This is a genomic window from Aromatoleum toluolicum (assembly GCF_012911005.2).
Taxonomy (GTDB): domain Bacteria; phylum Pseudomonadota; class Gammaproteobacteria; order Burkholderiales; family Rhodocyclaceae; genus Aromatoleum; species Aromatoleum toluolicum.
Window position 1 is genome coordinate 21,617 of the sequence record NZ_WTVS01000012.1, and the last position, 18,579, is coordinate 40,195.

General features: G+C 67.2%; 15 protein-coding genes. 13 read left to right on the top strand and 2 right to left on the bottom strand.

Features of this window, described 5'->3' with window-relative positions; genetic code table 11:
* The first annotated feature begins 19 nt into the window (after positions 1-19).
* The 5 genes from GPA27_RS07480 (at position 20) to GPA27_RS07500 (ending at position 8,177) form a co-directional block, all read left to right on the top strand.
* Positions 20-1,627 (top strand): carboxyl transferase domain-containing protein, encoded by a 1,608-nt coding sequence (locus GPA27_RS07480; protein WP_169139091.1) that lies wholly within the window; start codon positions 20-22, stop codon positions 1,625-1,627.
* Positions 1,628-1,642: 15 nt separating this feature from the next.
* Positions 1,643-3,649 (top strand): acetyl/propionyl/methylcrotonyl-CoA carboxylase subunit alpha, encoded by a 2,007-nt coding sequence (locus GPA27_RS07485; RefSeq protein ID WP_169139093.1) that lies wholly within the window; start codon positions 1,643-1,645, stop codon positions 3,647-3,649.
* A 137-nt stretch (positions 3,650-3,786) separates the two neighbouring features.
* Positions 3,787-5,475 (top strand): AMP-binding protein, encoded by a 1,689-nt coding sequence (locus GPA27_RS07490; protein WP_169139095.1) that lies wholly within the window; start codon positions 3,787-3,789, stop codon positions 5,473-5,475.
* Positions 5,476-5,494: 19 nt separating this feature from the next.
* Positions 5,495-6,169 (top strand): glutathione S-transferase family protein, encoded by a 675-nt coding sequence (locus GPA27_RS07495; protein WP_169139097.1) that lies wholly within the window; start codon positions 5,495-5,497, stop codon positions 6,167-6,169.
* Between the two features lie 19 nt (positions 6,170-6,188).
* The gene (locus GPA27_RS07500; RefSeq protein ID WP_169139099.1) at positions 6,189-8,177 is read left to right on the top strand and encodes an acetoacetate--CoA ligase; all 1,989 of its coding nucleotides are present in this window, start codon (positions 6,189-6,191) and stop codon (positions 8,175-8,177) included.
* A 182-nt stretch (positions 8,178-8,359) separates the two neighbouring features.
* Here the strand turns inward: GPA27_RS07500 and guaD are convergent, their stop codons facing one another.
* Together guaD and GPA27_RS07510 are read right to left on the bottom strand one after the other, a co-directional pair.
* A complete protein-coding gene (gene guaD / locus GPA27_RS07505) occupies positions 8,360-9,652 on the bottom strand; it encodes a guanine deaminase (RefSeq protein ID WP_169139101.1) in 1,293 nt (430 codons plus the stop codon).
* A gap of 9 nt (positions 9,653-9,661) precedes the next feature.
* Positions 9,662-10,213, bottom strand: coding sequence for an NUDIX hydrolase (locus GPA27_RS07510; protein WP_169139103.1), 552 nt, complete (start codon positions 10,211-10,213; stop codon positions 9,662-9,664).
* 201 nt (positions 10,214-10,414) lie between these two features.
* Between GPA27_RS07510 and GPA27_RS07515 the strand changes: the two genes are divergently transcribed.
* The 8 genes from GPA27_RS07515 to GPA27_RS07550 all read left to right on the top strand — a co-directional run bounded on the left by GPA27_RS07515 (position 10,415) and on the right by GPA27_RS07550 (position 18,570).
* Positions 10,415-12,430 (top strand): GGDEF domain-containing response regulator, encoded by a 2,016-nt coding sequence (locus GPA27_RS07515; protein ID WP_308446326.1) that lies wholly within the window; start codon positions 10,415-10,417, stop codon positions 12,428-12,430.
* Positions 12,431-12,609: 179 nt separating this feature from the next.
* On the top strand, positions 12,610-12,924 hold the full coding sequence (gene flhD, locus GPA27_RS07520; protein WP_076603648.1) for a flagellar transcriptional regulator FlhD: 315 nt from the start codon (positions 12,610-12,612) through the stop codon (positions 12,922-12,924).
* Positions 12,925-13,034: 110 nt separating this feature from the next.
* The gene (gene flhC, locus GPA27_RS07525) at positions 13,035-13,637 is read left to right on the top strand and encodes a flagellar transcriptional regulator FlhC (RefSeq protein WP_169139107.1); all 603 of its coding nucleotides are present in this window, start codon (positions 13,035-13,037) and stop codon (positions 13,635-13,637) included.
* A 156-nt stretch (positions 13,638-13,793) separates the two neighbouring features.
* Positions 13,794-14,648 carry a flagellar motor stator protein MotA gene (gene motA, locus GPA27_RS07530; protein ID WP_169139109.1) on the top strand — a complete coding sequence of 285 codons (855 nt, stop codon included), beginning with the start codon at positions 13,794-13,796 and terminating at the stop codon, positions 14,646-14,648.
* Positions 14,649-14,714: 66 nt separating this feature from the next.
* Positions 14,715-15,755, top strand: coding sequence for a flagellar motor protein MotB (motB, locus tag GPA27_RS07535; protein WP_169139111.1), 1,041 nt, complete (start codon positions 14,715-14,717; stop codon positions 15,753-15,755).
* Positions 15,756-15,933: 178 nt separating this feature from the next.
* Positions 15,934-16,800, top strand: a complete 867-nt coding sequence (locus GPA27_RS07540; RefSeq protein ID WP_169139232.1) for a CheR family methyltransferase — start codon at positions 15,934-15,936, stop codon at positions 16,798-16,800.
* Positions 16,784-17,416 carry a chemotaxis protein CheB gene (locus GPA27_RS07545; protein ID WP_211164882.1) on the top strand — a complete coding sequence of 211 codons (633 nt, stop codon included), beginning with the start codon at positions 16,784-16,786 and terminating at the stop codon, positions 17,414-17,416. Before GPA27_RS07540 ends, GPA27_RS07545 begins: the two co-directional genes overlap by 17 nt.
* A gap of 185 nt (positions 17,417-17,601) precedes the next feature.
* Positions 17,602-18,570 carry a chemotaxis protein gene (locus tag GPA27_RS07550; RefSeq protein ID WP_169139113.1) on the top strand — a complete coding sequence of 323 codons (969 nt, stop codon included), beginning with the start codon at positions 17,602-17,604 and terminating at the stop codon, positions 18,568-18,570.
* Positions 18,571-18,579 lie beyond the last annotated feature (9 nt).

Genomic DNA, 18,579 nt, shown 5'->3' on the forward strand with positions numbered 1-18,579 from the left:
ACAAGAAAAGGATGGAGACATGAGCGTCATCAAATCTTCGATCAACACGCGCAGCCCGGACTTCGCGGGCAACGCCGAGGCGATGCGCAAGCTCGTCGGCGACCTGCGCGACAAGGCAGCGGAAGTGGCCCTCGGCGGCGGCGAGTCGGCGCGGGCGAAGCACACCGCGCGCGGCAAACTGCTTCCGCGTGATCGCGTCAATCACCTGCTCGATCCCGGCACGCCCTTCCTCGAAGTCGGCCAGATGGCGGCGTACGGCATGTACGACGGCGATGCCCCCTCGGCCGGCGTGATCGCCGGCATCGGCCGCGTGAAGGGCGTCGAGTGCATGATCGTCGCCAACGACGCGACGGTGAAGGGCGGCAGCTACTTCCCGATGACGGTGAAGAAGCACCTGCGCGCGCAGGAAATCGCGCAGATGAACAATCTGCCTTGCGTGTATCTGGTGGACTCCGGTGGCGCGAACCTGCCGACGCAGGACGAAGTCTTCCCCGACCGTGATCACTTCGGCCGCATCTTCTTCAACCAGGCCAACATGAGCGCGCAGGGCATCCCGCAGATCGCGGTCGTGATGGGCTCCTGCACCGCCGGCGGCGCCTATGTGCCGGCGATGAGCGACGAGGCGGTGATCGTCAAGAACCAGGGCACGATCTTCCTCGGCGGCCCACCGCTGGTGAAGGCCGCGACGGGTGAAGTCGTCAGCGCCGAGGATCTCGGCGGCGGCGACGTGCACACCCGCATCTCGGGCGTCGCGGACCACCTCGCCGAGAACGACGCGCACGCGCTCTACATCGCGCGTCGCATCGTGTCGAACCTGAATCGCCAGAAACCCGTGTCGTTGAAAGTCGGCGCCGGTGAAGAGCCGCTGTACGACCCCGAAGAACTCTACGGCATCATCCCGGCCGATCCGCGCAAGCCCTACGACGTGCGCGAAGTCATCGCCCGTGTCGTCGACGGCTCGCGCTTCGACGAATTCAAGTCGCGCTACGGCACGACGCTGGTCACCGGCTTCGCCCAACTCTACGGCTACCCGGTGGGCATCGTCGCGAACAACGGCATCCTGTTCGGCGAATCGGCGCAGAAGGGCGCGCACTTCGTCGAGCTGTGCGCGCAGCGCGGCATCCCGCTGCTCTTCCTGCAGAACATTACCGGCTTCATGGTCGGGCGCAAGTACGAGAACGGCGGTATCGCCAAGGACGGCGCGAAGATGGTCACCGCGGTCGCGACAGCACAGGTGCCCAAACTCACGATGATCCTCGGCGGCTCCTTCGGCGCCGGCAACTACGGCATGTGCGGCCGCGCCTACAGCCCGCGCTTCCTGTGGATGTGGCCGAACGCCCGCGTCTCGGTGATGGGCGGCGAGCAGGCCGCGAGCGTGCTCTCCACCGTGCGCCGCGACGGCATCGAAGCCAAGGGCGGCAGCTGGAGCAAGGAAGACGAGGAGGCGTTCAAGGCGCCGATCCGCGAACAATACGAAGTGCAGGGCCACCCCTACTACGCCACCGCGCGCCTGTGGGACGACGGCGTGATCGACCCGGCGCAGAGCCGCCGCGTGCTGGGGCTGTCGCTGTCGGCGACGCTCAACGCGCCGATCCCGCAGACGAAGTTCGGCTTGTTCCGGATGTAAGGGGAGGAGACAACAATGTTCGAAAAAATCCTGATCGCGAACCGCGGGGAGATCGCTTGTCGAGTGATCAAGACCGCGCGCCGCATGGGCATCAAGACCGTCGCGGTGTATTCCGAAGCCGACGCCAATGCCCGCCACGTGCGACTCGCCGACGAGGCCGTGCTGATCGGCCCCGCTGCCGTCAAGGAAAGCTACCTCGTCATCGACCGCATCATCGCCGCCGCGAAGCAGACCGGCGCGCAGGCGATCCACCCCGGCTACGGCTTCCTGTCCGAGAACGAGGACTTCTGCGACGCCTGCGAGCGCGAAGGCATTGTCTTCATCGGCCCGCCGGTGTCGGCGATCCGTGCGATGGGCTCGAAGTCCGAAGCGAAGAAGCTGATGGAAGCGGCGCGCGTGCCGCTCACCCCCGGCTACCACGGCGACAACCAGGAGCCGACGTATCTGCACGAGCAGGCCGACCAGATCGGCTACCCGGTGCTGATCAAGGCCGCGGCCGGCGGCGGCGGCAAGGGAATGCGGCTCGTCGAGAAATCCGACGACTTCATCGCCGCGCTCGCCTCCTGCAAGCGCGAAGCAGCTTCGTCCTTCGGCGACGAGCACGTGCTGGTGGAGAAGTACATCACCCGCCCACGCCACATCGAGATCCAGGTCTTCGGCGACACCCACGGCAACTGCGTGTACCTCTTCGAGCGCGACTGCTCGGTGCAGCGTCGTCACCAGAAGGTGCTGGAAGAAGCGCCCGCGCCGGGCATGACGCCCGAACGCCGCGCCGCGATGGGCAAGGCCGCGGTCGAAGCCGCCAAGGCCGTCGGCTATGTCGGCGCCGGCACCGTGGAGTTCATCGCCAACCAGGACGGCTCGTTCTACTTCATGGAGATGAACACGCGCCTGCAGGTCGAGCACCCGGTCACCGAGATGATCACCGGCCTCGACCTCGTCGAATGGCAACTGCGCGTCGCCTCGGGCGAACCGCTGCCTCTCGCGCAGGAGCAACTGCAGATCCGCGGCCATGCGCTCGAAGCGCGCATCTATGCGGAAGACCCGGCGAAGGGCTTCCTGCCCTCGACCGGCAAGCTCGTGCACCTCGCGCCGCCGGCCGAAGGCCTGCATGTGCGCGTCGACACCGGCGTGGAGGAGGGCGACGAGATCAGCCCCTTCTACGATCCGATGATCGCGAAGCTGATCGTGTGGGACGAGAACCGCGACCAGGCACTCGCGCGCATGCTGCAGGCGCTCGCGGACTACCGCGTCGTCGGCGTCGCGAACAACATCGAGTTCCTGTCGCGCCTGACGAACTGCCCGGCCTTCGCCAATGCCGATCTCGACACCGGCCTGATCGAACGCGAGAAGGCCTACCTCTTCCCGGAAGGCGAAGTACCGCCGGCCGAGGTCTATCTCGTCGTCGCACTCGGCGAACTGCTGCGCGAGGCGGCGTGGGCCGAGGGCGAAGCCGAACGCGGCAACGACCCCGGTTCGCCGTGGCATGCGCGCGATGGCTGGCGGCTCAATGCCACGGCCAGCCGCGAACTGCTGTTCCGCTTCGGCGAGACGCAGAAGGCCGTCACCGTCGCCTACCGCGGACGAGACCGCTACACCCTCACGGTCGATTGCCGCAGCACCGAGGCGCGCGGCAAGCTCGACGACCGTGGCGGCCTGCGCGTCGAATTCGACGGCCGGCGCCTGGGCGCCACCGTGATCGTCGCGGGCGAGAAACGCCACGTCTTCCTCGACGGCCGCACCTGGCAGCTCGCCAATGTCGACCCGCTGCACCACGCGGGCGAGGGCGGCGGCGCTGAAGGGGGCTTGCTCGCGCCGATGCCCGGCAAGGTCATCGCGCTGCTCGCCGAAGCCGGCAGCAAGGTCGAGAAGGGCGCGCCGCTGCTGATCCTCGAGGCGATGAAGATGGAACACACCATCACGGCGCCCGCCACCGGCACCCTCAAGGCCTTCCGCTTCGCGGTCGGCGACCAGGTCGGCGACGGCGCGGAACTCGTCGAGTTCGAGCCGGCGAAGGGCTGATCGGCATCTGCTGCCACCACACTGGCCGGCGCCTCGCGCCCCGGCCAGTGTGTGCTTTCCCATGTCCCGCGTTACCGGCGTTTGGCCCGCGAAACGCAAGAAGAAGACATCGAATCGAACAGAGTGGAGAGAGACACATGACCCAGTTGAGCTACGTCCACGGCGCCTCCGAAAAGCGCCTCATCGGCCAGACCATCGGCCGCTTCTTCGACGAGGCCTGCGCCCGCCACGCCGCACGCGAGGCCCTCGTCGTGCGCCACCAGAACGTGCGCCTCACCTACGCGGCGCTCAAGCAGCGCGTCGACGCCCTCGCCTGCAGCCTGATGCGCCTGGGCCTCAAGCGCGGCGAGCGCATCGGCATCTGGTCGCAGAACAACGTCGAATGGGCGCTGACCCAGTTCGCGACGGCGAAGGCCGGCCTCGTGCTCGTGAACATCAACCCCGCCTACCGCCGCTCCGAACTCGAATATGCGCTCAACAAGGTCGGCTGCCGTGCGCTGGTGATGTCGCCCGCGTTCAAGAGCAGCAACTACCTCGAGATGATCGGCGACCTCGCCCCCGAGCTCGCGCAGTCCGAAGCCGGCAAGCTGCAGGCCGCGAAGCTGCCGACGCTCGAAATCGTCGTCCGCATGGGGGCCGACCGAACCCACGGCATGCTGAGCTTTGACGACCTGCTGCACGCGCCGACCGGCGACGAACTCGACGCGCTCGAAGCCTTGGGCGAGGAGCTGCAGTTCGACGACCCGATCAACATCCAGTTCACGTCCGGCACCACCGGCCAGCCCAAGGGCGCGACGCTGTCGCACCACAACATCCTCAACAACGGCTTCTTCGTCGGCGAAGCGATCCGCCTCGTCGAAGGTGACCGCCTGTGCATCCCGGTGCCGCTCTACCACTGCTTCGGCATGGTCATGGGCAACCTCGGTTGCCTCACGCACGGCGCGACGATGGTCTATCCGGCCGAAGCCTTCGACCCGCTGGCAACCCTCGAAACCCTCGCCGAAGAGCGCTGCACCGCGAGCTACGGCGTGCCGACGATGTTCATCGCGATGCTCGATCACCCGCGCTTCAACGACTTCGACCTGTCGCGTCTCAGGACCGGCATCATGGCCGGCAGCCCGTGCCCGATCGAGGTCATGAAGCGCGTCATCGACAAGATGAACATGCGCGAGGTGACGATCGCCTACGGCATGACCGAGACCTCGCCGGTGAGCTTCCAGAGCGGCACCGACGACCCGCTCGACCGCCGCGTGTCCACCGTCGGTCGCGTCCAGCCGCATCTGGAAGTGAAGATCGTCGACAACGAAGGCCGCATCGTCCCGCGCGGCACGCCCGGCGAACTGTGCACGCGCGGCTACTCCGTGATGCTCGGCTACTGGGGCGACGAAGCGAAGACGCGCGAGGCGATCGACCCCGGCCGCTGGATGCACACCGGCGACCTCGCGACCATCGACGACGAAGGCTTCTGCAATATCGTCGGCCGCATCAAGGACATGGTCATCCGCGGCGGCGAGAACCTGTACCCGCGCGAGATCGAGGAATTCCTCTACCGCCATCCCAAGATCCTCGACGTGCAGGTCGTCGGCGTGCCCGACCAGAAATACGGCGAGGAGCTGTGCGCGTGGGTCATCGTGCGCGAAGGCCAGACGCTCACCGAAGCCGAAGTGCGCGACTTCTGCCAGGGCCAGATCGCGCACTACAAGGTGCCGCGCTACATCAAGTTCGTAGACACCTTCCCGATGACCGTCACCGGCAAGATCCAGAAATTCCAGATCCGCGAGCAGATGAAGCGCGAACTGGGTCTGGACGAAGCGAAGACCGCCTGAGCGGCGCGGAGAGGGGCACATGATCACGCTGTACCACTGCGTCAGCGCGCGCTCGTTCCGGCCGCTGTGGATGCTTGAGGAGCTCGGTCTGCCGTACGAGCTCAAGGTGTTGCCGTTCCCGCCGCGGCTCGAGGCGCAGCCCTACCTCGAACTCAACGCGCTCGGCACGATCCCGGCGTTCTTCGACGGCGCCACGCGCATGACCGAGTCGGCGGCGATCTGCCACTACCTCGCCGCGCGACACTCGCCGGGCGCGCTCAACGTTGAAACCGACGAGCCCGACTTCGGCGCCTACCTGAATTGGCTGCATTTCGGCGAGGCGACGCTGACCTTCCCGCAGACGCTGATCCTGCGCTACGCCCGCTTCGAGTCGGCCGAGCGGCGTCAGCCCCAGGTCGCCGAGGACTACACACGCTGGTTCCTGTCGCGCCTGCGCACGCTCGAACCGCTGCTCGCTCGGCAGGAGTTCATGTGCGCCGGGCGCTTCACGGCCGCCGACGTGTCGGTCGGCTACGCGCTGATGCTCGCCGACGACATCGGACTCAAGGAGCGCTTCAAGCCGGCGGTGCTCGCCTATTGGCAGCGCCTGCAGGCACGCGACGGCTACCAGCGAGCGCTCGCCGCGCAACAGCGTGCTGCGGTCGAGCAGGGCGTGCCGGCGCACCCGGTCGCCCAGGCGACCGGCCCGTTCTGAACGAGGAGACACACGAAACATGACGAACAAGGAATTCGACGATCGCCCGCTGTGGACCCCGCGTCCCGAACAGATCGCCGCGACCGGCATGGCCGCCTTCACCGAACGCATCCGCCGCGCCTCGGGCCTGCAACTCGCCGACTACGACGCACTGCATGACTGGTCGGTGCGCCATTCGACCGATTTCTGGTGCGAAGTCTGGGACTTCGGCGGCGTGATCGGCGAGCGCGGCGCGCGCGCGCTCATCGACGGCGACCGCATGCCCGGCGCCGCCTGGTTCCCCGACGCGCGCCTGAACTTCGCCGAGAACCTGCTGCGCGACAGCGGCAACGACCAAGCGCTGGTGTTCCGGGGCGAAGACAAGGTCAAGCGCGCGATGACGCGCAGCGAGCTGCGTGCCGAAGTCGCGCGCTTCGCCGCCGCACTGCGTGCCGCCGGCGTCCGCCCGCACGACCGCGTCGCCGCCTGGATGCCCAACCTGCCCGAGACCCTCGTCGCGATGCTGGCCGCCGCGAGCCTCGGCGCGACCTTCACCTCAGCCTCCCCCGACTTCGGCGTGCAGGGCGTGCTCGACCGCTTCGGCCAGACCGAGCCCAGGGTGCTGATCGCCTGCGACGGCTACTGGTACAACGGCAAGCCGATCGACATCCGCGGCAAGCTCGCCGAACTCGCGCCGCAGCTGCCCAGCGTCGAGCGCTTCGTCGTCGTCCCCTATCTGGCGGGGGATGCTTCGCTTGATCTCGCCGGCATCCGCGACGCCGTCGCCTATGCCGATTTCCTCGCGCCGCATGCGGCCGAGACCGAGCCGCGCTACCAGCGCCTGCCGTTCAACCACCCGCTGTACGTGATGTACTCGTCCGGCACCACCGGCGTGCCCAAGTGCATCGTGCACGGCGCGGGCGGCACGCTGCTGCAGCACCTCAAGGAACACACGCTGCACGCCGACGTGCGCGCAGGCGACCGCCTGTTCTACTTCACGACCTGCGGCTGGATGATGTGGAACTGGCTCGTTTCGGGCCTCGCCGCGGGCGCCACGCTGATGCTCTACGACGGCAACCCCTTCGTGGACGACGGCAAGGTCCTGTGGGACTACGCCGAGCAGGAGCGCATCACCCACTTCGGCACTTCAGCGAAGTACATCGAGACGCTGGGCAAGAGCGCCCTGCGCCCGGCCGAGTCCTACGATCTCTCTGCGCTGCGCGCCGTGCTGTCCACGGGCAGCCCGCTCGCTCCGCAAGGGTTCGACTTCGTCTACGAGTCGATCAAGGCCGACGTGCAGCTCGCGTCGATTTCCGGCGGCACCGACATCATCTCGTGCTTCGTCCTCGGCAGCCCGACCCTGCCGGTGTGGCGCGGCGAGATCCAGTGCCGCGGCCTCGGCATGGCGGTCGAGGTGTGGGACGATGAAGGCCGTCCGGTCGCAGGCGAGAAGGGCGAACTGGTATGCACCAGGCCATTCCCGTCGATGCCGATCGGCTTCTGGAACGACCCGGACGGCACGAAATACCGCTCGGCCTACTTCGAGCGCTTCGACAACGTGTGGTGCCACGGCGACTTCTGCGAGATCACCGCGCACGGCGGCCTCGTCATCCACGGCCGCTCGGACGCGACGCTCAACCCCGGCGGTGTGCGCATCGGTACCGCGGAGATCTACCGCCAGGTCGAGAAGCTGCCCGAAGTCGTCGAGTCCATCGTGATCGGCCAGGACTGGCCGCCGCAGGACCCGACCGACGTGCGCGTGGTGCTCTTCGTGCGCCTGCGCGAAGGCCTCGCGCTCGACGACGCCCTTGTCGCGCGCATCAAGCAGGCCATCCGCGACAACGCGACGCCGCGCCACGTGCCGGCGAAGATCGTGCAGGTCACCGACGTGCCGCGCACCAAGAGCGGCAAGCTCGTCGAACTCGCCGTGCGCAACGTCGTGCATCGCCGGCCGGTCAAGAACATCGAGGCGCTCGCCAACCCGGAGGCCCTCGACCTGTTCGAGGATCGTGCGGAACTGGCGTCCTAAGGGGTGGGATGCGCTTCGTGCTTCCGTCCATGCGATGCCCCGAACGCCGGTTACTCCCCCGGATCGTAGGGCGGGAGTAACCGAAGACGTATCCCGCCATGCGCGCCCGGAGCGCGCGCCGTCGTTGGGTTTGACGGGATGCGCTGCGCTACGCCCGCCCTACAGACGACGCAACCTTCACGTCATGCCCGGCGCCACGCCGGTTCACCCATCACCCAGGTCTCGGCCACGGCCCGGTCGTCGCCCAGCATCATCAGCACGAACAGCCGCTCCGCCAGCGTCTCGCACGCCGCGCTGCGTCGTGCGAGCAGCGGCGTCGCGGCCGGATCGAGCACGACGAAATCCGCCTCGCGCCCCGGCGCGAAACTGCCGATCCGGTCGTCCAGATACAGGCTGCGTGCCCCCCCCAGCGTCGCGAGAAAGAAGGCCCGCTCAGCCGACAGCGACTGCCCGTTCAACTGCAGCACCTTGTAAGCCTCGCCCAGCGTCTGCAGCATCGAGAAGCTCGTCCCCGCGCCCACGTCGGTGCCGATGCCGACGCGCACCCCCGCGGCGTCGGCCTTCGCAAGGTCGAACAGCCCCGAGCCCAGGAACAGGTTCGAGGTCGGGCAGAAGCTCATCGCCGCGCCGGTTGCCGCCATGCGCCCGCGATCGGCGTCGTCCAGCCACACGCAATGTGCGAACACGCTGCGCGGGCCGAGCTGCCCGAAACGCTCATACACGTCCAGATAACTGCGCGCCTCCGGATATAGCTCGCGGATCCACGCGACCTCGGCGCGGTTCTCCGCAAGATGGGATTGCAGATGGATGCCCGGGTGCTCGGCGAACAGCCGGCCCGCAAGCCGCATCTGCTGCGGCGTCGAGGTCGCCGCGAAGCGCGGCGTCACCGCATACAGCAGGCGATCCCGGCCATGCCAACGCGCGATCAGTTCCCGTGATCCGGCATCGCCGTCCTCGGCCGTCTCGCGCAGGAAATCCGGGCAATTGCGGTCCATCAGCACCTTGCCGGCGATCACGCGCATGCGCCGCCGCTGCGCCGCACGGAACAGCGCCTCGACCGAGACGCGATGGACGGTGGGGAACACCGCCGCGGTCGTCGTGCCGTTCCTCAGCAGTTCGTCACAGAAGAAACCGGCCACGGCTGCCGCGTGGTCCGGATCGGCAAAGCGCCGTTCGGCCGGCCAGGTGTGGCATTCGAGCCATTCGAGCAGCTGCCCGCCCGAGCTCGCGATGATGTCCGTCTGTGCGAAGTGGATGTGCGTGTCGACGAACCCCGGCACGATCAGCCGTCCGCGCCGGTCCTCGCTCCGGATGTCTGCGGGCAGCTTCGCCAGCAGGGCGTCCGCCGGCCCGGCTTCCGCGACCAGTCCGTCGCGCACGATCAGCAATCCGTCGGCGAAATGCCGCAGCGCATCCGCTCCCCCGCCGGCGGGATCGCCGGTGAAGTACAGGATCTCGCCGCGGATCGCGCGCATCGCTGCTCCTCAGGGAATCGTCGCCATCGGCGGCAATGTGATGCTCGCGTTGTGCGTGCCGAAGCTGCCGCGCCGCCGGTCCTCGAAATAATGGCGCAGCGTCAGCGAGATCGTGCGGAAGGCGATGTCGTCCCAGGGGATGTCCTTCTCCTCGAACAGCCCCACCTCCAGCGATTCCTCGCCCGGCCCGAACTCCAGGTCCAGCAGGCGTGCGCGATACACGATATGCACCTGGTTAATGTGCGGCACGCTGATCAGCGTGAACAGCGCGCCGACCTCGATGCGCGCGCACGCCTCCTCCAGCGTCTCGCGCGCCGCTGCCTCGGCCGTGCTCTCGGCGTTCTCCATGAACCCCGCCGGCAGCGTCCAGTACCCGTGGCGCGGCTCGATCGCGCGACGGCACAGCAGGATGCGTTCTCCCCATTCGGGAATCGCGCCGACGACGATCTTGGGATTCTGGTAATGGATCGTCCCGCAACTCGCGCACACATGGCGCGGCAAGGTGTCGCCGGGCGGAATGCGCAGCGTGACGTTCGCGCCGCAGTCTGAGCAGTATTTCATCGTGTTCGCCGACCTGTTCGTTCGGACAAATTCTAGCCCCTAAACCGCCCCCGAGACCTCCCGGCGACGTTTCGCCGATCGTCCTTCGTGACAGCCGACTGCCCGGCACGGTACAGTTCGCCCGACCCGAACGCCGTCCGCAGCACGCCTGCAGCGCGGCGACAATCCACCCCCCGTTTACCGCCGCCGATGCCTCCCCCGTTGGATTCGACCCGCTTCGAACAGATCCGCGCTTCCGGCGATCTCCCGTCGCCGAAGGGAATCGCGCTCGCGGTGATCCGCCTGACGCGCCAGCAGGACGTGTCGACGGCCGAGCTCGCGCGGGTGATCGGCGCCGACCCGGCCTTCGTCGGCCGGCTCATCAAGGCGGCCAACGGCCTCGTCGCCTTCAGCCGCCGCCCGGTCGCCTCGGTGCACGAGGCACTCATGGTGCTCGGCCTGCCCGCCGTGCGGACCATGGTGCTGGGTTTTTCGCTGCTCTCGCATTACCGGCGCGGAGCTTGCCAGGCGTTCGATTACAACCGCTTCTGGAGTGCTTCGCTCGCCCGTGCGCTCGCGGCCCAGGTCTTCGCCGAGCGCACCCGCGCGGCGCCGGCGGACGAACTCTTCGCCGTCGGCCTGCTCGGCAGCGTCGGCGAGCTTTCCCTCGCGACGCTCTATCCGGCCGAATACGCAGCCGTGCTCGAGGCGGCAAGCCGGCCCGGCGCTGCGCCGCTGCTCGAGCTGGAGCAGGCCGAGTTTGCGATGAACCACCGCGAGCTGACCGGCGCGATGCTCCAAGACTGGGGGCTGCCGCGGATCTTCATCGATGCCGTCGCGCAATCCCACGATCCGGAAGAAACTCACCTCGCCGACGGATCGCGGGCGCGGCGGATGCTTCAGGTCCTTGTCGCGGCGCGCGACGTTGCCGAAATCTGCGTTTCCGACGACGTCGCGCGGAACAGGCTCGCAGCCGGTCTTTTCATGGACGGCGCGCGTCTGGGCATCGAACGCGAATGCATCGTCGCGGATTGCGAGCGCATTGCCGCCCTGTGGCTGGACTGGGGCGGCCTGCTCCAGCTCGAACAACCCCGCGCCCCGAACTTCGCCGACCTGGCCGAGGCCGGCCCCGTGGTCGTGGCCGCGGCAAAGGTTCCCGCCGTGTCGCAGGCCCGCAAGCGGAGCGCCGTCAAGCTGCCTGCGACGCCCGAGCCCGCCGACGCGGCTGCGGGCGAGCCGGCCGCGCGCGCCCACCAGCGTGCGCTGATCGTCGACGACGAACCGCGCACACGCGCCGGCCTGCGCGCCGTTCTGGAGCAGGCGCATTACGAAGTGCATGAGGCCGGCGACGGACGTCAGGGCATGGAGTTGGCCCTCGAGCTGCAACCGCAGATCATGATCCTCGACTGGAACCTGCCCGAACTCGACGGTCCGGATCTGGTCCGTTCGCTACGCCAGACGCGCATCGGCCAGGCGATCTACATGATTCTCCTCACGCACAGCGGCGACGACGAACACCTCGTCGCGGCTTTCGACGCCGGGGCCGACGACTTCATCGCCAAGCCCTTGCGCCCGCGCGTGCTCGCCGCGCGCCTCAAGGCCGGCCAGCGGGTGGTGCGCCTGCAGCAGGAGGTCGAGCGCGAGCACGAGGAAATCCGCCACTTCGCGTCGCAGCTGGCGGTCACGAACCGCCGCCTGCACGAAGCCGCCCTCACCGACGCACTGACCGGCTTCCCCAACCGCCGCTACGCCATCGACCGCATCCAGCAGGAATGGTCCGCCGCACAGCGCTGGGGGCGCCCCCTGTCGTGCATGATCATCGACCTCGACAACTTCAAGCAGATCAACGACACCTTCGGCCACGACGTCGGCGACGAAGTCCTGCGCAGCGCGGCCGACGCCCTGAGGGGCGCGCTGCGCGGCCAGGACGTCGTGTGCCGCACGGGCGGCGACGAGTTCCTGGCGATCTGCCCGGAAACGGATCTGGCCCACGCCCTGAGCTGCGCCGAGCGCCTGCGCAAGGCGCTCGACAGCCTTTCGCTGCAGGCCGGCGACGCGCGCGTCGCGATCAGCGCCAGCATCGGCGTCGCGATGCGCGAACACTGGATGCCCGACGTCGACGCCCTGATGAAACAGGCCGACCTGGGCGCCTATCTCGCCAAGCAGAAGGGGCGCAACCGTGTCGCGACGGTCCAGAAGACCGGCGAATCGGATGGCGTCGCCACTGCCGCCGACTGAAGTCCGGCTCTCGTCCGGAAAGCCGCGGGATTTCGGTAATTTCTCTTTCGTTACAGCACCTTGGTCGTACTGTGGTTATTACCTGTGGCGTATCTGCAACATGCCATCCGGCACATTTTCTTGCAATTGCTCACAATTCACTTTAACTTTATGGCGCTTGTCCCTGAAAGGGAGCGGAAATGAAACGTCCTGATTTTCAGGCGGAAATCAAGGAACTGAACCTCGCGTACCTGATGCTGGCCCAGCAGATGCTGCGCAGCGACCGGGAGACCGCGATGTTCCGCCTGGGCATCGACAAGGACGTCGCCGATCTGGTCGAGGGGCTTTCGAGCGCCAAGCTGGTCAAGATGGCCAGCAGCCAGATGCTGCTGTTCCGCTTCGACGATGCGCTGCTTGCCGGGCTGCTCGCGGGCAAGGGGCGTGACGAGACGAGTTCCAGCCTGCATGCGGCGATTCTCGCCGCGGGCAAGCCGGTGAAGCGGTTGGCGGGATAGGCGCCGACACGGCGCCGCGGGAGGTGCAGGGGCACGGGCGGCAGAGGATGCCGCAGGCCACTGCAGGATCGCGGCGGAGCGCCCCCGGGTGGGGCGGCAAGGAGAATACGATGAAGAACAAGAGCATCATCGAAGAGGCTGAGGACATCCAGCGCGCGGCCGAAATGGTCCGCCTCGGTGCCCGCATGCAGATGCTGGAAGCCGAAACCAAGCTCAGCCGCGAGCGTCTCCTCAAGATCTACAAGGAAATCCGCGGCATGTCGCCCCCGAAGGGCATGCTGCCGTTTTCCACCGACTGGTTCATGACCTGGCAGCCGAACGTGCATGCGTCGCTGTTCATGAACTTCTTCAGCTTCTTCCAGGCGCATACCGGCCTCAAGGGGCTGGACGCGATCCTGAAGGCCTATCACCTGTACCTCGACCACATCGAGGCCGAAGTGATCGAGCCGGCGCTGAGCCTCACCCGCGCCTGGACGCTGGTGCGCTTCTTCGATGCCGACCTGCTGCAGATGGCCTCGTGCACGACCTGTGGGGGCCATTTCGTCGCGCACGCCTACGACCCGACGCACGAGTTCGTGTGCGGCCTGTGCAACATGCCCTCGCGCGCCGGCAAGACCAAGCGTGCCGCCGAGGCCGCGCGGGCGACGGGCGCCAAGCGCGCCCCGGCCACCCGGCGCGTCGCCAAGACCAAGGCGCTCGCTACCGCTGACTGATTCGCGGCGTCCGTCCGCGCATGGGGCCGCCGCACATGCCGGCGGCCTTTTCATTTTCCGGGTTCAAGTTTGCACGCCGAGTGACGTTAGAATCGCAATAAATCTTCCGGCGTGCGGCGGTGTTGCCGCGCGTGTCGAATCGACGGGGGCTTCCCGGTGTTCCTCATCATTGGTTATCTGATCATCCTCGCAGCATCGGTCGGCACGTATTCCGTCCACGGCAGTCTCATGGCGCTGTGGATGCCGATGGAATATCTTGCCATCGTCGGCCTGATGATCGGCGGCTTTGTCGGCAGCAACGGCCCCAAGGCGTTCAGGGTGACGATGAAGGCCCTGCCGAGCCTGTTCAAGGGCTCGCCCTACACCAAGGCCATGTACCTGGACCTGCTCGGCCTGCTGTACGAGGTGCTGGCGAAGGTGCGCAAGGAAGGCCTGATGTCGATCGAGAACGATGTCGACAATCCCGAGTCGAGCCCGATCTTCACCAAGTACCCCACCATCATGGCGCACCATCATGCGGTCGAGTTCCTGACCGACTATCTGCGCATGATGGTCGGCGGCAACCTCAATGCCTTCGAGATCGAAGGCCTGATGGACAAGGAAATCGAGACGCACCATCAGGAAACCCACATCGCGCCGCACGTCATGGCCAAGCTCGGCGACGCGCTGCCGGCCTTCGGTATCGTCGTCGCGGTGATGGGCGTCGTGAACGTGATGGGCTCGGTCGGCCAGCCGCCGGCCGTGCTCGGCAAGATGATCGGCGGTGCGCTGGTCGGCACCTTCCTCGGCATTCTGATCTCGTACGGCTTCGTGCAGCCGATCGCCAGCCAGCTCGAACAGCAGGTGGAAGAAGGCGGCAAGATGTTCGAATGCATCAAGCTGGTGCTGCTCGCCAGCATGAACGGCTACGCTCCGCAGGTCGCCGTGGAGTTCGGACGCAAGGCGCTGTACTCGAGCGAACGCCCGACTTTTGCCGAGCTCGAGCAGGACATCAAGGCCCGCAAGGGGTGAGGCCGCGATGACCGCCGTCGCCATGCGAATGCTCGACGCTGACCGCCGCCGCGGCATGAGGCGCCCATGAGCGACGATAGCCAGCAGCCCATCGTCGTCAAGCGCATCAAGAAGGTCGCCGCCGCGGCACACGGCGGCGCGTGGAAGATCGCCTACGCCGACTTCGTTACGGCGATGATGGCCTTCTTCCTGCTGATGTGGCTGCTCGGCTCCACGGCGCAGGGCGACCTCGAAGGCATTGCCGACCACTTCCTGAATCCGCTCAAGGTCTCGATGCAGGGTGGCAGCGGGGCGGGCGACAGCTCCAGCGTCATCCAGGGCGGCGGCGAGGATCTCACCCGCTCCCTCGGCCAGCGCAAGCGCGGCGAGATCGAAGGGCGCCGCTCGATCAACCTCGATGCAGCCAAGGGACGCGAGGTGTATCGCGTCGAGGGCGACGACGAAGGCGTGGAAGCGACGCGCGAACGCGCGCGCCTCGAGGACTTGAAGGGGCGCATCGAGGCCCTCGTCGAGGCCGACCCCAAGCTGCGCCCCTTCCGCAACCAGATCCTGCTCGACATCACGTCGGAGGGCTTGCGCATCCAGATCGTCGATGCGCAGAACCGCCCCATGTTCAACACCGCGAGTGACGAGTTGCTGCCTTACACGCGCGAGCTGCTGCGGGCGATCGGGCGTGCGCTCAACGATGTCTCCAACCGGCTGAGCCTGTCGGGGCACACCGATGCGGCGCGATACGCCGGCGGCGAGCGCGGCTTCTCGAACTGGGAGCTGTCGAGCAATCGCGCCAACGCCTCGCGCCGCGAGCTGGTCGTCGGCGGTCTGGAGGCCGGCAAGGTGATCCGCGTCGTGGGCCTCGCGGACATGGTGCCGCTGCGCAAGGACGACCTGTTTCATCCGATGAATCGCCGCATCAGCATCATCGTGATGAACAAGAAGACCGAGGAGGCCGTGCGCAACCAGGCGGGCGCTCTGGATATCGGTTCGTCTGCGCCGCTCGACGGCACGGAGTTGCGCGAGAACATCGAGAGCAGGAACCAGGCGCCCGCGGCGCCGGTGCGGGGGCGCAGTCCCTTGCCGCTCCCGCTACCACCCGTGAAGTCGCCCTGATGCGATGCCGTGTGATGAGCTGCCGTCCGGACACGGCCTGTGAGGTGGTCTGAAGATGCCCGCTGGTGATTCCCCCTTCGGCCGCAAGCCCGCAGTGCCGGGAGCTGCTGCCCACACGGCGGCGGACGCTCCGGTTCGTCCCAATCTCGCGGCGAATTCCGCGCCGGGGCTGGCGGCGATGGCCGCCGCAGCGGCCGCGTCGGCGCTGTCGGCGTCCGGCGAGCGCGAGTTCGAGCTGACTCAGGCCGATTTCGAACGCATCCGCAAGCTCATCTACGACCACGCCGGCATCGTCCTGTCGCAGGCGAAGCAGGACATGGTCTACAGCAGGCTGGCACGGCGGCTGCGCGCGTGCGGGGACCGCAGCTTCGCGCAATACATCGGCCGCCTCGAGCGCGATCGCGCCGAGTGGGAGACCTTCGTCAATTCGCTGACGACCAATCTCACCTCGTTCTTCCGCGAGGCACACCATTTCGACATCCTGGCCGAGCGCATGCGGCGTGTCGTCGAACGCCGCACGATACGCATCTGGTGCAACGCGGCGTCCACCGGCGAGGAGCCTTACTCGCTTGCGATCACGGCCTGCGAGGCGTTCAATACGCTCACCCCGCCGGTCCAGATCATCGCCAGCGATATCGATACCAGTGTCCTCGCGCATGCCGAGCGTGGCGTGTATCGCGAGGACCGCGTGGCGCGCATGTCGCCGGAGATGCTGCGGCGCTATTTCGAGCAGGGGGGCGGTCTCGCGGCCGGCGAGCATCGTGTGCGGCCGGAGCTGAAGCGCCTGCTGAGCTTCAGGCGCATCAACCTGCTCGATGCCGTATGGCCGGTGCAGGGGCCGCTGGATGCGATCTTCTGTCGCAACGTCATGATCTACTTCGACAAGACGACCCAGTACAGCATCCTCAAGCGTTTCGTGCCGCTGCTGCTGCGCAAGGACGGGGCGCTGTTCGCCGGCCATTCCGAGAGTTTCATGCACGCGGGCGACCTGTTCCGTTCGACGGGACGCACCGTCTATCAGCGCACCGATGCCGACGGCAACTAGACCCCTGTCCTCCGGCCATGTGTCCGGTGGCCGCATCATCTTCATCGGCGCCTCGACGGGGGGTACCGAGGCGATCAAGCAGGTCCTGCTCGGCATGCCGCAGAATTCGCCGCCGATCCTGATCACGCAGCACATGCCGGAGATGTTCACCGGCGCGTTCGCGCGCCGCCTCGACGGGTTGTGCGCGCTACGGGTCAAGGAGGCCGAGCACGGCGAGGCGGTGCTGCCGGGCACGGCCTATATTGCGCCGGGGCATTCGCACCTCCTGATCCGGCGCGCGTCGGTGGGCGGTTTTCAGTGCGAGCTGTCGCGTGCGGAGCCCGTCAATCGTCACCGGCCTTCCGTCGATGTGCTCTTCGCCGCAGCCGCGGAGCTGGCGGGGGCTGCGGCGGTGGGCGTCCTGCTCACGGGCATGGGCAAGGACGGCGCACGGGGCCTGCTCGCGATGCGGCGTGCGGGGGCGTGGACCATTGCCCAGGACGCCGGCTCGTGCGTCGTGTACGGCATGCCGCGCGAGGCGGCGATGATCGGCGCGGCGTGCGAGGTCGTGCCGCTGGACGAGGTCGCGCAGCATGTGTTGCGCCAGGTGGTGCCGGGCGGCGCGCGCGATGCCTAGCCGGGAACCGGGGAGCGGTTCACCCGGAGCACGACCATAATGCGAAAATGTCGGGCCGACGCGAATGCGGTGCAAATTCCGTGATGCGGCGCCTCAAGTATTTCAGGTCACTGACGTTATCTTGATTGTAATCACGGCGCAGGGATGCCGCCCCGATCATATTGCCGCGTAACGCGGAGAGTGAAATGTCCGAACTGTTCAAGAATATCGAAGCCCGCACGCGTCTGGCCGGCACGAACAAGCTGGAGATACTGCTGTTCACGCTCGGTGTCGACCAGCGCACCGGACGTCGCGAGACCTTCGGTATCAACGTGTTCAAGGTGCGCGAGGTGATGCGCACCCCGGCCATTACCGCGGCACCGGAGATGCCGTCCTCGGTGGAAGGCATGGTCAGCCTGCGCGGCGTGCTGGTGCCGGTGGTCGATCTCGGCCGTTATGTCGGTGTCGGAGCCGACGCCAAGCGCGAGATTATGATCGTCACCGAGTACAACGGCCACACGCAGGGTTTCCTCGTCGAGGCGGTCGATACGATCCTGCGCCTCGACTGGGCGCAGATGCGCGTGCCCCCGGACATGCTCACGGCGAACATGGGCGGACTGGTCACCGCGGTCACCGAGCTCAAGGACAACAAGCTGGTCATGATGCTGGACGTCGAGAAGGTGCTGGCGGAAACGACGACCCAGGACGACCAGTACCTCTTCAAGGGGATCGAGCCGATCGAGGGAAGCGCGCACACGGTGTATTTCGCCGACGACTCCTCGGTGGCGCGCCGCCAGATCGAACGCACGCTCGACGTGCTGGGCGTGCCGTATGTCGGGTCGATCAACGGGCGCATGGCGTGGGAAGAGTTGCAGAAGGCGGCACGCTTCGCCGAAACCACCGGGCGCAGGGTCAGCGACGTGGTGAGCCTGGTGCTCACCGACGTCGAGATGCCGGAGATGGACGGCTACATCCTCACCAAGTCGATCAAGTCCGATCCGCGTTTCGCGGGCATTCCCGTGATCATGCACTCGTCGCTGTCCGGCATGTCGAACCAGCAGCTCGGCAAGTCGGTCGGCGTCGATGAATATGTTCCCAAGTTCGAACCTCAGCGTCTCGCCGAGACGCTGCGCCGCCTGCTCAATCGGGATGAGCAGCAAACCCGCGCGTCCTGAGGAATTCCT

What these genes read in the sequence shown, in the direction of transcription:
- GPA27_RS07480 (WP_169139091.1), top strand. Translation starts at nt 20, where the DNA reads ATGAGCGTCATCAAATCTTCGATCAACACGCGCAGCCCGGACTTCGCG.
- GPA27_RS07485 (WP_169139093.1), top strand. Translation starts at nt 1,643, where the DNA reads ATGTTCGAAAAAATCCTGATCGCGAACCGCGGGGAGATCGCTTGTCGA.
- GPA27_RS07490 (WP_169139095.1), top strand. Translation starts at nt 3,787, where the DNA reads ATGACCCAGTTGAGCTACGTCCACGGCGCCTCCGAAAAGCGCCTCATC.
- GPA27_RS07495 (WP_169139097.1), top strand. Translation starts at nt 5,495, where the DNA reads ATGATCACGCTGTACCACTGCGTCAGCGCGCGCTCGTTCCGGCCGCTG.
- GPA27_RS07500 (WP_169139099.1), top strand. Translation starts at nt 6,189, where the DNA reads ATGACGAACAAGGAATTCGACGATCGCCCGCTGTGGACCCCGCGTCCC.
- guaD (WP_169139101.1), bottom strand. Translation starts at nt 9,652, where the DNA reads ATGCGCGCGATCCGCGGCGAGATCCTGTACTTCACCGGCGATCCCGCC.
- GPA27_RS07510 (WP_169139103.1), bottom strand. Translation starts at nt 10,213, where the DNA reads ATGAAATACTGCTCAGACTGCGGCGCGAACGTCACGCTGCGCATTCCG.
- flhD (WP_076603648.1), top strand. Translation starts at nt 12,610, where the DNA reads ATGAAACGTCCTGATTTTCAGGCGGAAATCAAGGAACTGAACCTCGCG.
- flhC (WP_169139107.1), top strand. Translation starts at nt 13,035, where the DNA reads ATGAAGAACAAGAGCATCATCGAAGAGGCTGAGGACATCCAGCGCGCG.
- motB (WP_169139111.1), top strand. Translation starts at nt 14,715, where the DNA reads ATGAGCGACGATAGCCAGCAGCCCATCGTCGTCAAGCGCATCAAGAAG.
- GPA27_RS07540 (WP_169139232.1), top strand. Translation starts at nt 15,934, where the DNA reads ATGGCCGCCGCAGCGGCCGCGTCGGCGCTGTCGGCGTCCGGCGAGCGC.
- GPA27_RS07545 (WP_211164882.1), top strand. Translation starts at nt 16,784, where the DNA reads ATGCCGACGGCAACTAGACCCCTGTCCTCCGGCCATGTGTCCGGTGGC.
- GPA27_RS07550 (WP_169139113.1), top strand. Translation starts at nt 17,602, where the DNA reads ATGTCCGAACTGTTCAAGAATATCGAAGCCCGCACGCGTCTGGCCGGC.